This window comes from Streptomyces sp. NPDC091272, from assembly GCF_044757485.1.
In the GTDB taxonomy this organism is placed as follows: Bacteria; Actinomycetota; Actinomycetes; order Streptomycetales; family Streptomycetaceae; genus Streptomyces.
Window position 1 is genome coordinate 823,454 of record NZ_JBIVVC010000002.1, and the last position, 21,524, is coordinate 844,977.

The 21,524-nt window shown below is 71.9% G+C and carries 18 protein-coding genes; 7 read left to right on the forward strand and 11 right to left on the reverse strand.

Annotated elements, in window-relative coordinates:
* Positions 1 to 72: 72 nt before the first annotated feature.
* The 10 genes from ACIQM4_RS08560 to ACIQM4_RS08605 are packed head-to-tail and all read right to left on the reverse strand — an operon-like array spanning position 73 to position 10,501.
* The gene (locus ACIQM4_RS08560; protein WP_401588241.1) at positions 73 to 1,773 is read right to left on the reverse strand and encodes an NADH-quinone oxidoreductase subunit N; all 1,701 of its coding nucleotides are present in this window, start codon (positions 1,771 to 1,773) and stop codon (positions 73 to 75) included.
* A gap of 23 nt (positions 1,774 to 1,796) precedes the next feature.
* On the reverse strand, positions 1,797 to 3,383 hold the full coding sequence (locus tag ACIQM4_RS08565; protein ID WP_401587755.1) for a NuoM family protein: 1,587 nt from the start codon (positions 3,381 to 3,383) through the stop codon (positions 1,797 to 1,799).
* A gap of 3 nt (positions 3,384 to 3,386) precedes the next feature.
* Positions 3,387 to 5,381, reverse strand: a complete 1,995-nt coding sequence (locus ACIQM4_RS08570; protein WP_401587757.1) for an NADH-quinone oxidoreductase subunit L — start codon at positions 5,379 to 5,381, stop codon at positions 3,387 to 3,389.
* Complete coding sequence (gene nuoK / locus ACIQM4_RS08575) at positions 5,378 to 5,791, reverse strand: NADH-quinone oxidoreductase subunit NuoK (protein WP_401587760.1); 414 nt, start codon at positions 5,789 to 5,791, stop codon at positions 5,378 to 5,380. The genes ACIQM4_RS08570 and nuoK overlap by 4 nt, the downstream gene beginning before the upstream one ends.
* Positions 5,791 to 6,408: an NADH-quinone oxidoreductase subunit J gene (locus ACIQM4_RS08580; RefSeq protein ID WP_401588243.1), complete on the reverse strand. Its 618-nt coding sequence runs from the start codon at positions 6,406 to 6,408 to the stop codon at positions 5,791 to 5,793. The genes nuoK and ACIQM4_RS08580 overlap by 1 nt, the downstream gene beginning before the upstream one ends.
* Positions 6,408 to 7,073: a NuoI/complex I 23 kDa subunit family protein gene (locus ACIQM4_RS08585; protein ID WP_401587762.1), complete on the reverse strand. Its 666-nt coding sequence runs from the start codon at positions 7,071 to 7,073 to the stop codon at positions 6,408 to 6,410. The genes ACIQM4_RS08580 and ACIQM4_RS08585 overlap by 1 nt, the downstream gene beginning before the upstream one ends.
* A gap of 2 nt (positions 7,074 to 7,075) precedes the next feature.
* Entirely contained in the window at positions 7,076 to 8,044 is a 969-nt protein-coding gene (locus ACIQM4_RS08590; RefSeq protein WP_401587765.1) for an NADH-quinone oxidoreductase subunit H, read from the reverse strand.
* Positions 8,041 to 9,471 (reverse strand): NADH-quinone oxidoreductase subunit C, encoded by a 1,431-nt coding sequence (locus ACIQM4_RS08595; protein WP_401587768.1) that lies wholly within the window; start codon positions 9,469 to 9,471, stop codon positions 8,041 to 8,043. Before ACIQM4_RS08595 ends, ACIQM4_RS08590 begins: the two co-directional genes overlap by 4 nt.
* Complete coding sequence (locus tag ACIQM4_RS08600) at positions 9,468 to 10,079, reverse strand: NADH-quinone oxidoreductase subunit B (RefSeq protein WP_401587771.1); 612 nt, start codon at positions 10,077 to 10,079, stop codon at positions 9,468 to 9,470. The genes ACIQM4_RS08595 and ACIQM4_RS08600 overlap by 4 nt, the downstream gene beginning before the upstream one ends.
* Entirely contained in the window at positions 10,070 to 10,501 is a 432-nt protein-coding gene (locus ACIQM4_RS08605; RefSeq protein ID WP_401588246.1) for an NADH-quinone oxidoreductase subunit A, read from the reverse strand. Before ACIQM4_RS08605 ends, ACIQM4_RS08600 begins: the two co-directional genes overlap by 10 nt.
* A gap of 355 nt (positions 10,502 to 10,856) precedes the next feature.
* Between ACIQM4_RS08605 and ACIQM4_RS08610 the strand changes: the two genes are divergently transcribed.
* The 7 genes from ACIQM4_RS08610 to ACIQM4_RS08640 all read left to right on the forward strand — a co-directional run bounded on the left by ACIQM4_RS08610 (position 10,857) and on the right by ACIQM4_RS08640 (position 20,583).
* Positions 10,857 to 12,122, forward strand: coding sequence for a sensor histidine kinase (locus ACIQM4_RS08610; protein WP_401587774.1), 1,266 nt, complete (start codon positions 10,857 to 10,859; stop codon positions 12,120 to 12,122).
* Positions 12,123 to 12,208: 86 nt separating this feature from the next.
* On the forward strand, positions 12,209 to 13,534 hold the full coding sequence (locus ACIQM4_RS08615; RefSeq protein WP_401587777.1) for a sensor histidine kinase: 1,326 nt from the start codon (positions 12,209 to 12,211) through the stop codon (positions 13,532 to 13,534).
* 111 nt (positions 13,535 to 13,645) lie between these two features.
* Complete coding sequence (locus tag ACIQM4_RS08620) at positions 13,646 to 14,305, forward strand: LuxR C-terminal-related transcriptional regulator (protein WP_401588249.1); 660 nt, start codon at positions 13,646 to 13,648, stop codon at positions 14,303 to 14,305.
* 351 nt (positions 14,306 to 14,656) lie between these two features.
* Positions 14,657 to 16,588: a 2-oxoacid:acceptor oxidoreductase subunit alpha gene (locus ACIQM4_RS08625; RefSeq protein ID WP_401587779.1), complete on the forward strand. Its 1,932-nt coding sequence runs from the start codon at positions 14,657 to 14,659 to the stop codon at positions 16,586 to 16,588.
* Entirely contained in the window at positions 16,581 to 17,675 is a 1,095-nt protein-coding gene (locus tag ACIQM4_RS08630; protein ID WP_401587781.1) for a 2-oxoacid:ferredoxin oxidoreductase subunit beta, read from the forward strand. The genes ACIQM4_RS08625 and ACIQM4_RS08630 overlap by 8 nt, the downstream gene beginning before the upstream one ends.
* A gap of 250 nt (positions 17,676 to 17,925) precedes the next feature.
* Positions 17,926 to 18,978 carry an EamA family transporter RarD gene (gene rarD, locus ACIQM4_RS08635; protein ID WP_401587783.1) on the forward strand — a complete coding sequence of 351 codons (1,053 nt, stop codon included), beginning with the start codon at positions 17,926 to 17,928 and terminating at the stop codon, positions 18,976 to 18,978.
* A gap of 246 nt (positions 18,979 to 19,224) precedes the next feature.
* Complete coding sequence (locus tag ACIQM4_RS08640) at positions 19,225 to 20,583, forward strand: M28 family metallopeptidase (protein ID WP_401587785.1); 1,359 nt, start codon at positions 19,225 to 19,227, stop codon at positions 20,581 to 20,583.
* Between the two features lie 89 nt (positions 20,584 to 20,672).
* Here ACIQM4_RS08640 and ACIQM4_RS08645 read toward each other — a convergent pair whose 3' ends face one another.
* Entirely contained in the window at positions 20,673 to 21,260 is a 588-nt protein-coding gene (locus ACIQM4_RS08645) for a TetR/AcrR family transcriptional regulator (protein WP_401587788.1), read from the reverse strand.
* Between the last annotated feature and the right edge of the window lie 264 nt (positions 21,261 to 21,524).

A 21,524-nucleotide genomic window follows, 5' to 3' on the forward strand; every position in this document is an offset into this window, starting at 1 on the left:
CAACGCCAGGCGAGGGTGACAGGTTCCCTTGCGCGCCGGGGAGCGGACTGAGCCGTCCGGGGGAGGGCGCCGCTACTCGAAGAGGTTGCCGGTGGCGAAGCGCAGGACGAGCTGCGGGACGCCGGAGAGGACGATCCCGGCGGCGAAGGTCAGGGCGATCGCCGTGCCGAGAGGGGCGGGCACGGGCAGGCGCGTGGGCCGCGGTGCCGGTGCTGTCTGCGGGGTCTGCGGGGTCTGCGGGGTCTGCGGGGTCTGCGGGGCCCTCGGCGCGGGTGCGCTCTCCGGCTCCGCGTCCGTGCCGGGCGCCTGTGCGAGCGCCGCTGCGTCCGTGCCGGGCACCTGTGCGAGCGCCGCTGCGTCCTGCGGGGTGCGGAAGAGCAGGGCTGTCCACCGGAGGTAGTAGTACAGCGCGATGACGACGTTCACGGCCATGACGACGGCGAGCCAGCCCAGGCCCGCGTCGACCGCCGACGAGAAGACGGTGACCTTCGCGAACAGGCCGATGATGCCCGGGGGCAGCCCGGCCAGGCAGAGCAGGAAGAAGCCGAGGGCGAGCGCGGCCAGGGGGCTGGTGGCGTACAGGCCCCGGTGGTCGTCGATGCGGTGCAGGGGCTTCGTACGGGCGACGAGGGCGGCGACGGCGAAGGCGCCGAGGTTCACGACGGCGTACATCAGCGCGTACGCGACGGTGGAGCCGATCTGGGTGTCGCTGGAGTACGCGGCGGCTGCGACCGGCACCAGCAGGTACCCGGCCTGGCCGACCGAGGACCAGGCGAGCAGGCGGACCGCGCTGTGGGCGCGTGTGGTGGACTGGCGCAGGGCGGCCACGTTGCCGACGGTCATGGTGAGGGCGGCGAGCACGGCGAGCGCCGGCCCCCAGACGTCCGCGTACGACGGGAAGGCAACGACGGTGACCAGGATGAGGCCGGAGAAGCCGACCGCCTTCCCGACGACCGACAGGTAGGCGGCGATCGGCAGGGGCGCGCCCGCGTAGGTGTCGGGGACCCAGAAGTGGAAGGGCGCGGCGGCCGTCTTGAAGGCGAAGCCGACGAGGGTGAGCGCGACGCCCGCCTTGGCGAGGGTGTCCAGCTGGGCGGGGACGTTGTCGAGGCGGGTGGCGATCTCGGTGAGGTGCATGGTGCCGGTGGTCGCGTACACGAAGCTGACGCCCAGGAGCATCACGGCGGTCGCGGTGACCGAGGACAGGAAGAACTTGAGCGCCGCCTCGGACGACCGCTTGTCGCCGCGGCGCAGACCGACGAGGGCGAAGGCGGGCAGCGAGGCGACCTCCAGGGCGACGACGAGGGTCGCGAGGTCGCGGGAGGCCGGCAGGAGGGCCGCTCCGGCCGCGGAGGACAGCAGCAGGAACCAGTACTCGCCCGCGGGGAGCCTCTTGTCGTCCTTGGCGGCAGTCATGGACAGGAGCGCGGTGAGCAGGGCTCCGCCGAGCACGAGGGCCTGGATGACCAGCGCGAAGTGGTCGGCGGTGTAGCTGCACACGGCCGGGTCGTCGACCAGGCAGAACGTCTCGCGGTCGCCGTCGCGCAGGGGCAGCAGCGCCACCAGGGCGACGGCGAGACCCGCGACGGCGGCGATGCCCAGGAGGTGCTTGCGGCTCTCCCGTACGAAGAGGTCGGCGACCAGGACCGCCAGGGCGACGGCCGCGACGACGACGGGCGGGGCGATCGCGAGCCAGTCGACGGACTGGACGAGGTCGGCGGACGCGGCGGCCCGGGGGCTCTCCGCCAGGGCTGCCGCGGCCTGCCCGGCCACGGTCACGGCTGTTGCGGCCACGGTCACGACGTGCCTCCTGCGAGGAGCTTCTGGACGGCCGGGTCGGTGAGGCCGAGGAGGACTGCGGGCCAGAGGCCGGCGAGGACGGTCAGGGCGACGAGCGGGGTCCAGGCGGCGAACTCGTGGCCCTGTACGTCAGCGAGTTCGGGCTCGGTGTGTCCGCCCTTCTCGCGCCGCTCCCCCATGCAGACGCGGCGTACGACGAGCAGCAGGTACGCGGCGGTGAGCAGGGTGCCGAGGCCGGCGATCGCCATGAAGGTGAGGAAGGCGGGGCGGCTGAGGCCGGGGGCGGGGTCGAAGGCGCCGAACATCGTCAGCATCTCGCCCCAGAAGCCCGCCAGACCCGGCAGGCCCAGCGAGGCGACGGCGGCGAAGGCGAGGAGTGCGCCGAGGCGCGGGGCGCGGCCGTACAGGGCGGCCCCGGTGGCGCCCGCGAGGGTGTCGAGGTCGGCGGTGCCGTAGCGCTCCTTGAGCGCGCCGACCAGGAAGAACAGCAGGCCGGTGATGAGGCCGTGGGCGATGTTGGCGAAGAGCGCGCCGTTGACGCCGGTGGGGGTCATGGAGGCGATGCCCAGGAGCACGAAGCCCATGTGGCCGACGGAGGAGTACGCGATGAGGCGTTTGAGGTCGCCCTTGTTGCCCTTGCGGACCAGCGAGAGGCAGGCCAGCGAACCGTAGACGATGCCGACGACCGCGAAGGCGGCGAGGTACGGGGCGAAGGTCCGCATGCCGTCGGGGGCGATGGGCAGGGCGATGCGGACGAAGCCGTAGGTGCCCATCTTCAGCAGGACACCGGCGAGGAGGACCGAGCCGACGGTGGGGGCCGCGGTGTGGGCGTCCGGGAGCCAGCTGTGCAGGGGCCACATCGGGGTCTTCACCGCGAGGCCGACCGCGATCGCCAGAACCGCCGTGACCTGCACGGTCGTTGTCAGTCCCCGGCCGTTGTCAGTGGCGAGTGCCACCATGTCGAACGTGCCGGAACTCAGGCCGACGAGGAGGAGGCCGAGCAGCATGACGACGGAGCCGAGCAGGGTGTAGAGGATGAACTTCCAGGCGGCGCGGGTCTTTTGGGCGCCGCCCCAGCGGGCGATCAGGAAGTACATCGGGATGAGGACCGTCTCGAAGGCGAGGAAGAACAGCACCAGGTCGAGGACGGCGAAGGAGGCGAGGGTGCCGGCCTCCAGGACGAGCACGAGGGCGACGAACGCCTTGGGCGAGGGGCCCTTGGGCATGTTGAAGCAGCTGTGGAACGCGCAGAGGAAGGTCAGCAGCGCGGTCAGTACGAGGAGGGGGAGCGAGATGCCGTCGACACCGAGATGGATCCGGATGTCGAGCGCCGGGATCCAGCTGATGTCGGTCGTGGCCTGCATCTTCGCGGGACTGCTGTGGTCGAAGCCGAGCGCGAGGACCAGGGTGGCGACGAGTACGGCGCCGGTGACGACGACTCCGTGGCGCAGGACGGCCTGGTCCGGGCTCTTGCCCTTGAGCCCCGGCGGGGCCGGCAGGAGGGCGGCGACGGCGCCGACGAGCGGGCCGACGACGATCAGTGCGAGAAGGAACTGCATCAGGGATCCGCTGATATCGATCATGGCTCACGCTCCGGCGGCGACGAGGACGGCGGCGATTGCCAGGACGACGGAGCCTGCGAGCAGCGCGCCGAGGTAGGTCTGCACGTTGCCGGTCTGGGAGCGGCGGACGGCGAGGCCGAGCAGCCGCGGGAGGGCGCCCGCGCCGCGGACGTAGGTGTCGACGACCTCGCGGTCCAGGAAGCGGACCAGTTCGGCGGCTGCCAGGACGGGGCGGACGAACAGCGTGCGGTAGAGGGCGTCCAGGTGGAAGCCGGTGACCGCGTGGCGGTGCAGCGGGCCGAGCAGCAGGCGGCCGGGGTCGCCGGGGTCGTACGCCGAGGCGACGCTGCCGTAGACCGCTTCGTGGCTGGCGATCGCCTCCTCCTCGGAGGTGGCGGGGTCCGCGTCCGGGTGGGCGGCGACCGCGCCCAGGGGGATGTCGCCGCCTGCCCTGTGGCGCAGCGCCCGCCAGGCTCCGTACGTCATGACCGCGCCGACGACGGCGACACCGGTGCCGAGGACGGCGGTGGTGACGGTCGGGGTCAGGGCGTGGACGTCGAACCAGCCCGCGAGCTCGCCGACGGTCAGGCCGAGGGCGAGCGAGGGGACGGCGAGGAGCCACAGGACCCCGCTCATGGCGAGCGGCTGCTTCCCGTGGTCGGGGGCGGCGGGGCCGCGGCCGTGGAAGGCGAGGAGCCACAGCCGGACGGCGTACGCGGCGGTGAGGAGGGCGGTGAGCAGACCGGCGATCAGTACGGTCCAGCCGGCTCCGGCGGAGCTGGTGGCGGAGTCGCCGAGGGCGGTGTGCTCGGCGGCGACCAGGACGGCTTCCTTGGAGAAGAAGCCGGCGAACGGGGGGATCGCGGCGAGCGCGAGGAGCGCGATCGTCATCGTCCAGTAGGCGTCCGGGATGCGCTTGGCGAGCCCGCCGGTGCGGGACATGGCCGCCAGTGAGTTGGTGCCGGCGGCGTGGATGACCACACCGGCGCCGAGGAAGAGGAGCGCCTTGAAGGCGCCGTGCGAAAGGAGGTGGAAGACGGCGGCGCCGCGGTCGCCGACGGCCAGGGCGCCGGTCATGTAGCCGAGCTGGCCGACGGTCGAGTAGGCGAGGACCCGTTTGATGTCGTCCTGGGCGAGCGCGGCCAGGGCGGAGCCGACCATCGTGACCGCGGCCAGTACGGCGAGGACGGTCATGGCGGCGGCCGAGGTCGCGAAGACGGGCAGCAGGCGGGCCACGAAGTAGACACCTGCGGCGACCATCGTCGCGGCGTGGATGAGCGCGGAGACCGGCGTGGGGCCCGCCATCGCGTCCGGGAGCCAGGTGTGCAGCGGGAACTGCGCCGACTTGCCCGCCACACCGGCGATGAGCAGGAGCGCGACGAGCGTCGGGTGGTCGAGGCCGCCGGTGGCGACGGCGTCGAGGATGCCGGTGATCCGGAACGTACCGGCGTCGGCGGCGAGGGCGAACAGGCCGAACAGGAAGGGGACGTCGCCGAGTTTGGTGACCAGGAAGGCCTTGAGGGAGGCGGCGCGGGCTTCGGGCGTCTCCCAGTAGTGGCCGACGAGGAAGTACGAGCAGATACCCATGACCTCCCAGCCGACCAGCAGCACCATCAGGTCGCCCGAGTAGACGACGAGCAGCATCGCGGCGGTGAAGAGGGAGACGAGAGCGGCGTACGAGGCGTAACGCGGGTCGTCGCGCAGGTAGGCCGTCGAGTAGATCTGCACGCAGGTCGCGACGAGGGTCACCAGGACGGCGACCAGGGCGGCGAAGCCGTCGATGTGCAGGGCGAGGTCGACGGGGACCGAGCCGGTCGGGGTGAGCCGGGTGGCGGCATCGATCGCCCTGCCGCCGCCCTGGTGCACGGCGACGGTGATCGCGAGCGCGAGCGCCGCGAGGGTCGGCAGCAGGGCCAGCGGGCGTACGAAGCCGGGGGCGGCGCGGCCGAGGAACAGTCCGGCGGCGGCGCCCAGGAACGGGAGCAGGGGGACGAGGACCGCGAGGGTCGTGGTGGTCACGCGGTGGCCTCCGCCTTCTGTGCCGGGGCGCCGGTGGCGTGGTCCGCGTCGTCCTCGGCGTGCTCGCCCGCGCCCGCGTCGGCGTCCTCGTCCGTGGGGTCGGCCGGTTCGGCGGTGTCGCGGAGCTTGTCGATGTCCGAGGTGCCGCGGTTGCGGTAAACCATCAGGACGATCGCCATGCCGATGCCGATCTCCGCGGCGGCGATGGCGATGGTGAAGAGGGTGAGGGCCTGTCCCGAGTGCAGGGTGTCGCGGAACCAGACGTCGAAGGCGACCAGGTTGAGGTTGACGGCGTTGAGCATCAGCTCGACGGACATCAGGACGAGGATCGCGTTGCGGCGGGCGAGGACTCCGTAGACGCCGACGCAGAAGAGGAGGGCGGCGAGGACGGCCGGGTAGGCGAGGTGCATCAGCCTTGCTCCTTCTGCGGCTTCGTCGTCTTCTCCCTGAGCGGCTCGCCGCCGGTGGGCTTGCTCTCGTCGGTCGCCGCGGTGTTCCTGCGGGACAGGACGATCGCGCCGACCAGGGCGGCCAGGAGCAGTACCGAGAGTGCTTCGAAGGGGAGCACCCAGTGCTGGAAGAGGAACTCGCCGGTCACCTTGGTGGAGCCCTGGACCGGCCCGTCCAGGTCGATATAGGTGTTGCGGAACGCGTCCACGACCACCCAGACCAGGGCCGCAGCCGCGGCGACGGCCACCGTGAGGGCGGCCGGCCGGTTGCCGGAATCGGCGTCCGGGGAGCGGCCGATGGGGGCCCTGGTGAGCATGAGCCCGAAGAGCAGCAGCACGACGACGGAACCGACGTAGATCAGCACCTGGACCCAGGCGATGAACTCGGCGGTGAGCAGCAGGTACTCGACGGCGAGGCCGCCGAGGGCGACGACCAGCCAGAGGGCCGCGTGCACGAGTTGCTTGGTGGTGACGGTGACGACGGCCGCGCCGAGGGTGACGACGCCGACCAGGAGAAAGGCGATCTCGACGCCGGTCGGCGAGAGGAAGCCGTGGCCGGCAGCGGCGAGGGTGGTCATCATGCCGGCCCGTCCTGTTCCTTGGCCGCGGCCTGCTGGTCAGCCGCCGTGGCCTGCTGGTCAGCTGCTGATTCCTGCGCCGCTGCCTGCTCGGCCGCTGCCTGCTCCTGCGCTGCTGCCTGCTCGGCCGCTGCCTGCTCGGCCGCTTCGAGTTTGTCGGCGGTCTTGCGGGCCGCCGCGATCTCCTTGGGTTCCTCCGCCGCAGGGTCGAGGGCCGGCGGTTCCGGCACGGTCCACATCCACTCGCGGAGCTTGTCCCGCTCGTGGGTCAGTTCGTGGATGTCGGTCTCCGCGTACTCGAACTCCGGCGACCAGAAGAGCGCGTCGAAGGGGCACACCTCGATACAGATCCCGCAGTACATGCAGAGCGAGAAGTCGATGGCGAACCGGTCCAGGACGTTGCGGCTGCGCTCGCGTCCGCCGGGTGCGGCGGCCGGCACCGTCTCCTTGTGGGAGTCGATGTAGATGCACCAGTCGGGGCACTCGCGGGCGCACAGCATGCAGACCGTGCAGTTCTCCTCGAACAGGCCGATCACACCGCGCGTACGGGGCGGGAGCTCGGGCTGTTTCTCGGGGTACTGCGCGGTGACGGTCTTCTTCGTCATCGTGCGGAGGGTGACGGCGAGGCCCTTGGCGAGGCCGCTCCCTGGGATGGGGGGTGCCATGACTACTGGATCGCCACCTTCACGATGCCGGTGAGCGCGATCTGCGCGAGTGCGAGCGGGATGAGAACGGTCCAGGACAGCTTCTGGAGCTGGTCCTCGCGCAGCCGCGGGTAACTGACCCGCAGCCAGATCACGACGAAGGACAGGACCGCGGTCTTGAGGAGCGTCCAGACCCAGCCGAGGCCGTCGGCGCCCCAGGGGCCGTGCCAGCCGCCGAGGAACAGGACGGTGGTGAGGCCGCAGACGATGACGATGCCCGCGTACTCGGCGAGCAGGAACAGCGCGAAGCGCAGTCCCGTGTACTCGGTGTACGCGCCGAAGATGATCTCCGAGTCGGCGATCGGGGCGTCGAACGGCGGTCGTTGCAGCTCCGCGAGTCCGGCCGTGAAGAAGATGAACGCCCCGACGATCTGCCAGGGCAGCCACCACCACTGCCAGGCGTTCAGGATGCCGGGCAGCGAGACCGTACCCGCGGCCATGGCCACCGAGGCGGCGGCGAGCAGCATGGGCAGTTCGTACGCGAGCAGCTGGGCGGCGGTGCGCAGGCCGCCCAGCAGGGAGAACTTGTTCGCCGAAGCCCAGCCCGCCATGAGCGAGCCGAGCACGCCGACACCCATGACAGCGAGCACGTAGAAGATGCCCGCGTCGATCTGCTGGCCGACGGCGGACTCGCCCGGGCCGATCGGGATGACGAGGAGGACCAGGAGGTACGGGAGGAGGGCGACGGCGGGGGCGAGCTGGAAGATCCGGCGGTCGGCGCCCGCCGGGACCACGTCCTCCTTCTGCGCGAACTTCACACCGTCGGCGACGAGCTGGGCCCAGCCGTGGAAACCGCCCGCGTACATGGGGCCGAGCCGGCCCTGCATGTGCGCCATCACCTTGTGCTCGGCCTGACCGACCACGAGCGGCAGGACCAGGAAGAGAACGAAGACGACGACCAGCCGGAGGGCGACGTCGAGTACGTCGTTCACGCGGTATCGCCTCCGGCGGGGTGGGTGGGGGTGTCGTCGTCGGGGTCGGGCTCCGTGGAGGGCGCGGGATCGGGGGTGAGCTCCGTTGCCGGTACGGGCTCGGAGGCGGGCTCCGTGGCGGGTACGGGATCGGGGGCCGGCTCGTCGAAGGCCGGGCGGGCCTGGTGCCAGGGGGCGTCGCCGGGTGGGGCCGGGGCCTCCGCGGGACCGTCGGGGCCCTTGGGGGCCGCGTCGGCCGCCGGGGCAGGCGGTTCCGGGCGGGCGCCCGCAGCCGCCTGGCTCGCCGAGCCCTCTGAGGCGCTGCGGGAACGACGGGGCGGCGACCCGGCTGCGGACCGCGCGGGCGGTGCTGCTTCGGCGGCCCGCGCTGCTTCGGCGGCCTCCGCTGCCTCCGCCGCCGCCGCGGCCTTGGCTGCCTCCGCTGCCGCTTCCTCTGCGGCACCGGCCGCACCTGCGGCTCCAGCCGTACCCGCCGCACCCGCCGCACCGGCTCCCGCCGCACCCGCTGTCTGCGACGCAGAGCCCTCGCTCGCGCTGCGGCTGCGGCGGGGTGGGGTGGCCGCCTCCGGCGACGACGTCGGCGCGGGCTGTGCGGCTTGGGACGCGGACCCTTCGCTCACACTGCGGCTGCGGCGGGGTGGGGTGGCCGCCTCCGGCGACGACGTCGGCGCGGACTGTGCGGCTTGGGACGCGGACCCTTCGCTCACGCTGCGGCTGCGGCGCGGCGGGCGTTCAGCGGCTCCCGGGGCGGCGGCTCGGTCGGCGGTCGATCCGGCGGCGGTCGATCCGGCGGCGGTCGTGCCCGCCGTCCTCGCGCCGCGGGCCGGGCGGGACGGGGCCGCCGGGAGCCGGCCCTTGAGGGGGCCCCACTCGTTCGGGTCGGGGACACCGGGCGGGAGCATCTGCCGGCGCTTGGGACCGCCGTGCGCCGCGGCGGACTCGCCCGGTTCCTTGGCGCCCGGCCAGGCCTTGGCGACCCGCGCGGCCAGGACGAAGTCCTTGCGCAGGGGGTGCCCCTCGAAGGTGTCCGGGAGCAGGAGGGGCGCGAGGTGCGGATGGTCGGTGAAGTCGATGCCGAACATCTCGTGCGTCTCACGCTCGTGCCAGGCGGCGCCCGCGTAGACGCCCATCGCGGTGGGCAGGGCGGGGGCGGAGTGCGGCACGGTCGTGCGGACCAGCAGGCGCCGGACCGTACGGCCTTCGAGGGAGACGACGTGGGCGGACACGCGAAAGCCCGTGCCCGGTTCGTCGACCGCGCTGAGCCAGTCGAAATAGGTGCACCCGAGCGTGTCACGGGCGGTTTCGAGGGCGGAGATCCAGCCGGTCGCGGGCACGTCGACCGTCAGCAGGTCGTACGACCGCTCGGCACCGGCGTCCGCGCCGAAGATCTCCGTGACCGCTTCGGGCAGGCTGTCGTACACGCTCACCGGTCACCAACTCCCGGCGAGGGGGCGGGAGGAGGAGTCACCAGGTCGCTCCGCAGTTCGGCAACGGACGGCCGGCCCGCCGAGTTCCCGTACCGCTCGGCCAGTGACTCGCGAGCGATCTTCTCCTGAAGCTTGAGGATGCCCTGGAGGAGCGCCTCGGGCCGCGGCGGGCAGCCCGGCACGTACACGTCGACCGGGATGATCTGGTCGACGCCCTTGGTGACGGAGTACGAGTCCCAGTACGGGCCACCGCAGTTGGAGCAGGCACCGAACGAGATCACGTACTTGGGCTCGGGCATCTGCTCGTACAGCCGCTTGACGGCCGGGGCCATCTTGTCCGTGACCGTGCCGGAGACGACCATCAGGTCGGCCTGGCGCGGGCCGGGCGCGAAGGGGATCACGCCGAGCCGGATGAAGTCGTGCCGGGCCATGGAGGCCGCGATGAACTCGATGGCGCAGCAGGCGAGGCCGAAGTTGAAGACCCAGAGGCTGTACCTGCGGCCCCAGTTGAGGACCACCTTCATCGGCTCGGGCGCGAGGCGGGAGAGGACACCGAGGCGCTGCGGCGCGGGCAGGTCCACCGTGGTGTCCGTGGGGGTCACGTCCATTCGAGGACGCCCTTCTTGTATGCGTACAGCAGACCCACGGCCAGGAAGCCGAGGAAGATGAACATCTCGACCAGTGTCGTGGCGCCGTAACCGGGTGCGGCGAACACGGTCGCCCACGGGAACAGGAAGATCGAGTCGACGGCGAAGATCACGTACAGGAACGCGTAGACGTAGTAGCGGACCTGGGTGTGGGCCCAGCCCTCGCCGACCGGGTCGACCCCGCACTCGTAGGTGAGGAGCTTCTCCGGTGTCGGCACGACCGGGCGCAGCAGCCGGCCGCCGCCGAAGGCCACGGCGACGAAGAGCACGCCGACGACGGCGAGCAGGCCGACCACGGAGTAGCCCTGGAAGTAGCTCGCGGCCGACACGGTGGCTGTGAGGGGCTGCGTCACCGGGTCGGAGACGGTGAGGGGTTGCGTCACCGGGTCGGAGACGGCGAGGTGTTGCGTCACCGACACGGTGGCGGTGGAGTGTTCCGTCGCCCATTCGATCGGCACGGTCGGTTCCGGCACGTCCCGTCCCTCGCTCCCCGGCCTTTCGGCACCCTGTCGTACGGCTGTCGGCCGTCGGCCGTCGTTCGGTCCTTACGCGATCTGTACGCACGGGAGTCTAGGGCCTGCCTGGTGCCTCCCTGGTTCGAGCGGCGGCACGGACTCGCGGAAGCCGCGGCCGGCGCCCGGGGGCGGCCCGCCGCCGGACGTCGGTGGGGTTGTCCCCACCCCCGGCACCCCGCCCACCCCATGGCGTCCGGATGCCGCTACCGGCAGTCTTGGCGCCATGACCGCAAGCTCCGGTGCGCAACCGCCCGGCTCCGACCCGCCCCCTCCCGCCGCCGCCCTCGCCTACGGCCGGCACACGTGGAAGGAGGTCGCGCACCTGCTGCTCGACCTTCCCGCGGCCCTGCTCGGGTTCCTCTACGCGGTGATCTCCGTCGTGCTGGGTGCCGGTCTCGCCGTGACCGTGATCGGGCTGCCGCTGCTGGCGGCGGGGCTGATGGGCGCGCGGCGGCTCGGCCGCTGGGAGCGGGCACGCGCGCGCGTGCTGCTCGGGGTGCGGGTGGAGGAGCCGAGTCCGGTGCGTGCGGCGCGGGAGGGGGACGGCTTCTTCCCCTGGCTGTGGACGACGCTCAAGGACCCGGTGGGCTGGCGGTCGGTGCTGTACTCGGTGATCCGACTGCCGTGGAGCGTGCTGACGTTCGCGGTGACGCTGGTCAGTCTGCTCGTGCTGTGGCCGGTGCTGGGGCTCGTCGTACGGGGGCTCTCCAACGTGGACCGGTCGATGGTGCGCGGGCTGCTCTCGCCCTCCGGCGAGCTGGAGCGCCGGATCGCCGAGCTGGAATCGGACCGGGGTGTGGTCGTGGACACCGCGGCGGCCGACCTGCGGCGCATCGAGCGCGATCTGCACGACGGGGCGCAGGCCAGGCTGGTCGCGCTGGCGATGGGGCTCGGGCTGGCCAAGGAGAAGCTGCTCGACGATCCCGAGGCCGCCGCGCTGATGGTCGGTGAGGCGCACGGCGAGGTGAAACTGGCGTTGCAGGAACTGCGCGACCTGGCCCGCGGCATCCACCCGGCGGTGCTGACCGACCGGGGCCTGGACGCCGCGCTGTCGGCGATCGCCTCGCGGTGCACGGTGCCGGTGACGGTCAACGCCGACCTGGACCGGCGCCCTGCCGAGGCGATCGAGGGCATCGCGTACTTCACGGTGTCCGAGCTGCTGCAGAACGTCAGCAAGCACAGCGGGGCCCGCTCGGCGACGGTCGAGGTGTGGCGGTCCGGGCCTCGGCTGCTGATCCAGGTACGGGACGACGGGTGCGGTGGCGCACGGCTGGACGGCGGCACCGGCATGTCGGGGCTCGCGGACCGGCTCGGGGCGGTCGACGGGCTGTTCACGGTGGACTCGCCGCCGGGCGCCGGGACGACCGTGACGGCGGAACTGCCCTGGCGGGAACGGGTGCCGACGGGCGCCGGCGCACCGGCCGGGCGTGGCCGGTCCGCGGGGAGGCGCGGCGCGGGGGGTGGGGAAAACCCCAGCAGAAGACGGTGAATTACCGCATGGTCCCGGACACCGCGTCACCGCAGTCTTGAACCGACGCACTCGTGATGAGCGCATGGAAGAAACGGACGGGGATCATGGCCACGGATTACGCACCTCGCACCCGGGAACACCGGCCCCGGGAGCACCGCGTCCCGCCGGTGCTGCGCGCGCCGTTCGAAGGGCGCGCCTGGCGCGAACTCACCTATGTGGTGTTCGGCCTGCCGATCAGCATCGCGGCCTTCGTGCTCGCGGTACTGACCCTCTCGCTGGGGGCCGGTCTGCTGGTCACCTTCCTCGGCATCCCGGTGCTCGCCGCCGGTCTCGCGCTGTTCCGCGGCTTCGGCGTGCTGGAGCGGGGGCGGGCCCGGCTCCTGCTGGGCCTGGACGTGCCCGAACCGCGTGCGCTGCGCCCCGCGAGGTCCGGGCCGCTGGGCCGGGTGGGGGCGGTCCTCAAGAGCGGGGTGTCCTGGCGCCACCTGCTGTACGGCATCCTGCACATGCCGTGGGCGATCTTCGCGTTCAGCGTCTCGGTGGTCTTCTGGTCGTTCGGGCTGCTGTCCTTCGCCTACCCCCTGTACGGCTGGGCGATCCCTCAGGACGACGGCGCGCACGGCATCCAGCTCTACGGCGGCATGCACCACGAGGTGTACCTCGACGCTCCGCTGGAGACCGCCCTGACCTGTGCGACCGGGCTGGTCCTGCTGCTGGTCTGCCCGTGGGTCACCCGGGCCCTGGTGTCCGTGGACCGGCTGCTGGTGGCCACCCTGCTCAGCCCCTCCGCCCTCGACGAGCGGGTCACCGAGCTGGAGTCGGACCGGGGTGTGGTGGTGGACACCGCGGCGGCCGACCTGCGGCGCATCGAGCGTGACCTGCACGACGGGGCGCAGGCCAGGCTGGTCGCGCTGGCGATGGACCTGGGCCTGGCGAAGGAGAAGCTGACGGCCGACCCCGAGGCCGCGGCCCGGATGGTGGACGAGGCGCACGGCGAGGTGAAGGTGGCCCTCCAGGAGCTGCGCGACCTGGCCCGCGGCATCCACCCGGCGGTGCTGACCGACCGGGGCCTGGACGCGGCGCTGTCCGCGGTGGCCTCCCGGTGCACGGTTCCGGTACGGGTGGAGGTGGAGCTGCCTGCCAGGCCGGCCGCCGCCATCGAGGGCATCGCGTACTTCACCGTCTCCGAGCTGCTGCAGAACGTCAGCAAGCACGCGCAGGCGTCCCGGGCCTCGGTCGACGTGTGGGAGACCGGCGGGCGGCTGTTGCTCCAGGTGACCGACGACGGCCGGGGCGGCGCGGACACCTCGCGGGGCTCGGGCCTCGCGGGGCTGGCCGAGCGGCTGGGCGCGGTGGACGGGGTCCTGGTGGTGGACTCCCCCGCCGGCGGTCCGACGACGGTGACGGCTGAACTGCCCTGGCGCGGCTAGCACCCGGCGTCCCGTACCCCTCCCCGGATGCTGAGATGCTGGGGGCAGTTGAGTGCGGTGACACAGCCGCACCTACCGGAGCTGGGGGCGGGAAGAACCGTGGGAGACAGGGTGCGCGTGGTCATCGCCGAGGATTCGGTCCTGCTCCGGGAGGGCCTGACCCGGTTGCTGACCGACCTCGGGCACGACGTGGTCGCAGGCGTCGGGGACGGGGAGGCGCTGGTGCGGACCGTGGGCGAGCTGGCCGCGCGGGGGGAGCTGCCGGACGTGGTGGTGGCGGACGTACGGATGCCGCCGACCCACACCGACGAGGGGGTACGGGCCGCGGTGCGGCTGCGCCGGGACCACCCCGGGATCGGGGTGCTGGTGCTCTCGCAGTACGTGGAGGAGCAGTACGCCACCGAGCTGCTGGCCGGTTCCAGTACGGGTGTGGGGTACCTGCTCAAGGACCGGGTGGCGGAGGTCCGGGAGTTCGTGGACGCGGTGGTGCGGGTGGCCAAGGGCGGTACCGCCCTGGACCCCGAGGTGGTAGCACAGCTGCTCGGCCGCAGCCGCAAGCAGGACGTGCTCGCCGGCCTCACCCCGCGCGAGCGGGAGGTCCTGGGCCTGATGGCGGAGGGCAGGACCAACTCGGCGATCGCCAAGCAGCTGGTGGTGAGCGACGGTGCGGTCGAGAAGCACGTCAGCAACATCTTCCTGAAGCTGGGCCTCTCGCCGAGCGTCGGGGACCACCGACGGGTGCTGGCAGTGCTCACCTACCTGAACTCCTGACCGCCGCCCCGGCCGGTGCACTGGATTTCTGACGGTGCGTCAGCTACCAAGGTTCGGCGCGCGGGTCCGGCGCGCCCCGGCAGGAGCACCCACCCACCCGGCGGGGGCAGAACCGGAGGACGTACGGGAAGCGTCTGCGGTACCGGGGCCGGAGGGCGGGTGCGGGGCGTCTGCGGTACCGGGGTCGGCGAGCGGGTGAATCGTGACGAATCGCGTCGGCGAGGTGTCTCAAAAGCGGTTCCGCCATACGGGAAGGCCGCGGCGAGCGATCCTTGCGGACGTAGGGTTGCCACGGGACGACCGGTCGTCCGGCCGTTCTCGAACCGCCGCCTCTGAGGGAGGTCCAGTTCAGTGACCAGCCAGGTCAGTAGCCCGGCCGAGCAGGCCGACGGAGCAGACGGAGCGGAGCGCGCCCCGGATCGCGCCCGGGAGAAAGAGGTCCGCCGCCTGGACCGGGTGATCATCCGTTTCGCGGGTGACTCCGGCGACGGCATGCAGCTCACCGGTGACCGGTTCACGTCGGAGACCGCGTCGTTCGGCAACGACCTGTCGACCCTGCCGAACTTCCCCGCGGAGATCCGCGCCCCCGCCGGGACGCTGCCGGGCGTCTCCAGCTTCCAGCTGCACTTCGCGGACCACGACATCCTGACCCCGGGCGACGCCCCGAATGTGCTGGTGGCGATGAACCCCGCGGCGCTGCGGGCGAACATCGCCGACGTGCCGCGCGGTGCCGAGATCATCATCAACACCGACGAGTTCACCAAGCGGCCGATGGCCAAGGTGGGGTACGAGACGTCCCCGCTGGAGGACGGTTCGCTGGACGCCTACAGCGTGCACCCGGTGCCGCTGACCACGCTGACCGTGGAGGCGCTGAAGGACTACGGGCTGTCCCGCAAGGACGCCGGCCGGTCCAAGAACATGTTCGCGCTGGGCCTGCTCAGCTGGATGTACCACCGGCCCACCGAGGGCACGGAGGCCTTCCTGCGGCAGAAGTTCGCGAAGAAGCCCGACATCGCCGAGGCCAACGTGGCCGCCTTCCGCGCGGGCTGGAACTTCGGCGAGACGACCGAGGACTTCGCGGTGAGCTACGAGGTGGCCCCGGCCACCACCGCGTTCCCCCCGGGCACCTACCGCAACATCTCCGGGAACCTGGCGCTCTCGTACGGACTGGTCGCGGCCGGCCAGCAGGCGGACCTGCCGCTCTACCTCGGCTCGTACCCGATCACCCCGGCCTCGGACATCCTGCACGAGCTGAGCAAGCACAAGAACTTCGGCGTGCGGACCTTCCAGGCCGAGGACGAGATCGCGGCGATCGGCGCCGCCCTCGGCGCGGCCTTCGGCGGGCAGCTGGCCGTGACCACCACCTCCGGCCCCGGTGTCGCGCTGAAGTCGGAGACGATCGGGCTCGCGGTCTCGCTGGAGCTGCCGCTGCTGATCGTGGCGATCCAGCGCGGCGGCCCGTCCACCGGGCTGCCCACCAAGACCGAGCAGGCGGACCTGCTGCAGGCGATGTACGGGCGCAACGGCGAGGCGCCGGTGCCCGTGGTCGCGCCCCGGACCCCCGCCGACTGCTTCGACGCGGCGCTCGACGCGGCGAGGATCGCGCTGACCTACCGCACCCCGGTCTTCCTGCTGAGCGACGGTTACCTGGCCAACGGCTCGGAGCCGTGGCGGGTTCCCGAGGTGGACGAACTCCCCGACCTGCGGGTGCGGTTCGCCACCGGCCCCAACCACGAGCTGGCGGACGGCACCGAGGTCTTCTGGCCGTACAAGCGCGACCCGCAGACCCTGGCCCGGCCCTGGGCGGTGCCCGGCACCCCGGGCCTCGAACACCGCATCGGCGGCATCGAGAAGCAGGACGGCACGGGCAACATCTCCTACGACCCCGCCAACCACGACTTCATGGTCCGCACCCGCCAGGCCAAGATCGACGGCATCGCGGTGCCCGACCTGAAGGTCGACGACCCGGACGGCGCCCGCACCCTGGTGCTGGGCTGGGGCTCCACGTACGGGCCGATCACCGCCGCCGTACGCCGGCTGCGCACGGACGGCGAGCGCATCGCGCAGGCACATCTGCGCCATCTCAACCCCTTCCCGAGGAACCTCGCAGAGGTGCTGAGGCGTTACGACAAGGTGGTCGTACCGGAGATGAACCTCGGTCAGCTCGCCACGCTGATCCGGGCGAAGTACCTCGTGGACGCGGTTTCGTACAACCAGGTCAACGGAATGCCGTTCAAGGCCGAGCAGCTGGCAACGGCCCTCAAGGAGGCCATCAATGACTGAGACGGTCACTTCTTCGTCCGACACCTCGGGCCCGCCCGCGCACTCGCTGCTCTCCCTCGTGCCCAAGGCCGACGAGAAGCAGTCGATGAAGGACTTCAAGTCCGACCAGGAAGTGCGCTGGTGCCCCGGCTGCGGCGACTACGCGGTGCTCGCCGCCGTGCAGGGCTTCATGCCGGAGCTGGGGCTGGCGAAGGAGAACATCGTCTTCGTCTCCGGCATCGGCTGCTCCTCCCGCTTCCCGTACTACATGAACACCTACGGGATGCACTCCATCCACGGCCGCGCCCCCGCCATCGCGACCGGGCTCGCCTCCTCGCGGCGGGACCTGAGTGTGTGGGTGGTCACCGGTGACGGCGACGCGCTGTCCATCGGCGGCAACCACCTCATCCACGCCCTGCGGCGCAACGTGAACCTGAAGATCCTGCTCTTCAACAACCGGATCTACGGGCTCACCAAGGGCCAGTACAGCCCCACCTCCGAGGTCGGCAAGATCACCAAGTCGACCCCGATGGGCTCCCTCGACGCGCCCTTCAACCCGGTCTCCCTGGCCATCGGCGCCGAGGCGTCCTTCGTGGCGCGCACCGTCGACTCCGACCGCAAGCACCTCACCGAGGTGCTGCGGCAGGCCGCCGACCACCCCGGCACGGCGCTCGTGGAGATCTACCAGAACTGCAACATCTTCAACGACGGCGCCTTCGAGGCCCTGAAGGACAAGCAGCAGGCCGAGGAGGCGGTGATCCGGCTCACCCACGGCGAGCAGATCCGCTTCGGCGCCGACGGCGCCAAGGGCGTGGTCCGGGACCCGCAGACAGGTGATCTCAAGGTGGTGGCCGTCACCGAGGAGAACCAGGCGCAGATCCTCGTGCACGACGCGCACAGCTCCTCGCCGACCACCGCGTTCGCCCTGTCCCGCCTCGCGGACCCGGACACGCTGCACCACACCCCGATCGGGGTCCTCCGCTCGGTGGAACGGCCGGTCTACGACACGTTGATGGCCGACCAGCTCGACACCGCGGTCGAACGGGACGGCAAGGGCGACCTGGGTGCGCTGCTCGCCGGCAAGGACACCTGGACGGTCGTCGGCTGAGCCGGTACCGGCAGGTTCTTCCGTACGTGCGCGAGGGGCGCCCGGCCCACCAAGGCCTGGCGCCCCTCGCGCGTCCCGGCGCCGGAGCGGTCTCCTCGGCCGTCACGGCCGTCACGGCCGTCACGGCCGTCATGACCGTCATGACCGTCATGCGGAACGGACATGACACACGGGGCCGGGCGGGCTTACCGTCGGGCGCGACGGGTGTGTGCAGGGTGCATGTTCCGGACGGGAGGCCAGGCCGGTGTCAATGTCGTCGGACACGTGGGACACGAAGAAGGAGCAGCGCGCGGGACTGCTGTACGGCATCGGGGCGTACGGGATGTGGGGCGTGGTCCCGCTCTTCTGGCCGCTGCTGAAGCCCGCCGGGGCGATCGAGATCCTGGCCCACCGGATGGTGTGGTCGCTGGCCGTTGTGGCCGTCGCGATGCTGGTCGTACGGCGCTGGGGCTGGATCGGTGAGCTCCTGCGACAGCCCGCGAAGCTCGGCCTGATAGCCGTGGCCGCGACCGTCATCACCGTCAACTGGGGCCTGTACATCTGGTCGGTCAACTCCGGTCACGTGGTGGAGGCGTCGCTCGGCTACTTCATCAACCCGCTGGTCACCATCGCCATGGGCGTCCTGCTGCTCGGCGAGCGGATGCGGCCCGCGCAGTGGGCCGCGGTAGGGGTCGGCGCGGCGGCGGTCGTGGTGCTGGCCGTGGGGTACGGGCAGCCGCCGTGGATCTCGCTCGTCCTGGCCTTCTCGTTCGCCACCTACGGGCTGGTGAAGAAGAAGGTGAACCTGGGCGGCCTCGAATCCCTGGCCGCCGAGACGGCCATCCAGTTCCTGCCCGCCCTGGGATACCTGATCTGGCTCGGCACCTCCGGCGGCCTGGCCTTCGGCGCGCACGGCGCCGGGCACGCGTCGTTGCTCGCCGCGACGGGCCTGGTCACCGCCGTCCCGCTGGTGTGCTTCGGCGCGGCGGCGATCAGGGTGCCGCTGTCGACGCTGGGGCTGTTGCAGTACCTGGCCCCGGTCTTCCAGTTCGCCCTGGGCGTCGTGTACTTCCACGAGGCGATGCCGGCCGAGCGGTGGGCGGGGTTCGCCCTGGTGTGGGTGGCACTGACCCTGCTGACCTGGGACGCGGTACGAACGGCCAGAACGGCCGCCGCGACGCGCGCCCGCACCGCCACCGCCACCACCGCGACGGCGCCCGGCGCGGCGGAAACACTGCCGGTGGCGGAACCGGGGACGGTACAGATGGCCGACCCGGGGGCGGTACGGGCGACCGACCCGGGGGCGGTGCCGGAGAGGCGGTAGCCGGTCCTGTCCGGGCACATAGGCCCGGACCGCCCGCGCGTACCGCGTCCGACCGGCCGTGATCGGCCAAGTCCGTTATTCGAACGGTCGTGACCGGATTACGCCCTTGACGGTGGAGCGAACTCTCACTGAACATCAGGCACGCACAGCGCACGCGTCACCGCTCAACTGCCTTACAGGTCCCACCCGTTCGGCCAGTTCCCGCACGTTCCGTCCCGTCCCCGTTCGGAAATCCGGAGCCCCCACATGACGCTTCCCTCCGCCCGTAGCAGATCCCGCAGGACCGGCAGAGCCGCGGCCGTCGCCGCCCTCGCCGTCGGCGGGCTGCTCGCGACCACCGCCGGTACCACCGCCGCCGCGCCGGCCCCCGTACGTGCGACAACGGCCGCCACCGCCGCGGCCGCGCCGGACATACCGCTGGCGAACGTGAAGGCCCACCTCAGCCAGCTCTCCTCCATAGCCGCCGCGAACGGCGGCAACCGGGCGCACGGCCGCCCCGGCTACAAGGCCTCCATCGACTACGTGAAGGCCAAGCTGGACGCCGCCGGGTACACCACCTCGCTCAAGACCTTCACCGCGAGCGGCGCCACCGGTTACAACCTGATTGCCGACTGGCCCGGCGGCGACGCCAACAAGGTCCTGATGGCCGGCGCGCACCTCGACTCGGTGACCTCCGGCGCGGGGATCAACGACAACGGGTCGGGCTCCGCCGCCGTCCTGGAGGCCGCGCTCGCCGTCTCCCGTGCGCAGCTCAAGCCGGACAAACACCTGCGGTTCGGCTGGTGGGGTGCGGAGGAGCTGGGGCTGCTCGGCTCCAAGGCGTACGTGAACAGCCTGCCGGCCACCGAGCGGGCAAAGTTCGCCGGCTACCTCAACTTCGACATGATCGGCTCGCCGAACCCCGGCTACTTCGTCTACGACGACGACCCGGCCATCGAGAAGACCTTCAAGGACTACTACGCGGGCCTCGGCGTCCCCACCGAGATCGAGACCGAGGGCGACGGCCGCTCCGACCACGCCCCGTTCAAGAGCGTCGGCATACCGGTCGGCGGGCTGTTCTCCGGCGCGGACTACCGCAAGACGGCCGCGCAGGCGCAGAAGTGGGGCGGCACCTCGGGCCAGGCCTTCGACCGCTGCTACCACTCGTCGTGCGACAGCCTGACGAACATCAACGACACCGCCCTCGACCGCAACAGCGACGCCGTCGCGTACGCCCTGTGGACGCTGTCCGCCGGCGGCACCACACCGCCGCCGACCGGCACGGACTACGAGAGCACCACCGCGGTCGCGATCCCGGACGCCGGCGCCGCCGTGACCTCGCCGATCACCGTGTCGGGCCGTACGGGCAACGCGCCCGCCGCCCTCAAGGTGGCGGTGAACATCAAGCACACCTGGCGCGGAGACGTGGTGGTCGACCTCCTCGCCCCGGACGGGACCGCTTACCGGCTGAAGAACTCCAGCAGCAACGACTCGGCGGACGACGTCGTCGAGACGTACACGGTGAACGCTTCGAGCGAGCCCGCCAACGGGAGCTGGAAGCTGCGTGTCCAGGACGTGGCCGCCCAGGACACCGGCACGCTGAACAGCTGGAAGCTCACCTTCTGAAGCAGGCGCGGCACCCAGTGAACCCTGCCGCCCCCGACGCGCGTCAACTCCGCGTCAGGGGCGGCAGTCCACTGCCTGCGGCCGGGCCGTCAGACCCGGCCGCCCAGCGTCCGCAGCACATGGGTGACCAGCTCCGCCGTACGTGCCGGGCTGTGCGGCGGTTTGCGCAGCGCGTACCGGTAGTAGAGCGGGCCGTAGAGCAGCTCGACGGCCAGTTCCAGGTCGGCCCCCTCGGGCAGCACGCCCTGCCGCTGGGCGCTCTTGAGCCGGTTCACGGCGGCGGTGAAGCGCGGGGTGATGATCTGCGTGTGGACCGCCCTGGTCAGGTCCTCGTCGTCGTGCAGCTCGGAGAGGATGCCGATGTACACGGGCCCGTACGGCGGGGACGTGAGCACCCGCACCACCCCGGTCATCTGCGCGTACAGATCGGCGGCGAGGTCGCCGGTGTCGGGGAACGGCGCGTTCGAGTCGCTGTGCTGGCCGAGCGCCTCCAGCATGACGGCGCCCTTCGACGCCCACCAGCGGTAGATCGTCTTCTTGCTGACCCCGGCGCGGGCCGCGATGGCTTCCACGGTGACGCCCCCGTACCCCTTTTCGGTACACAGGTCGATGGCTGCGGCGAGGATCGCCTGACGCGACTTCTCGCTGCGTCGCTGCGGGTTGGGCGTCGCGCTCACGCGGGGAGTGTAGCGGGGCGGCGACCTGTGGCGTATTGACAGCGGAAGCGAGGACTCCAAGAATGACCCTCCGAGGGGGAACGGTCCGTGTCGTGTCGAGCCGCATCGGGGGACGGCTCGATACGGCACAGGCTCAGGGCCGGTCCCGCGCGCCGGAGGGGGATGTACGGGGCAGGCCTCGTACGTCCCCCTCCTGGCGCCCCTCGGCCTCACCCGGCAGGCGACCGACCCGGTGGCGTCCCCGGCCGGCACCTCGCCAGGCCC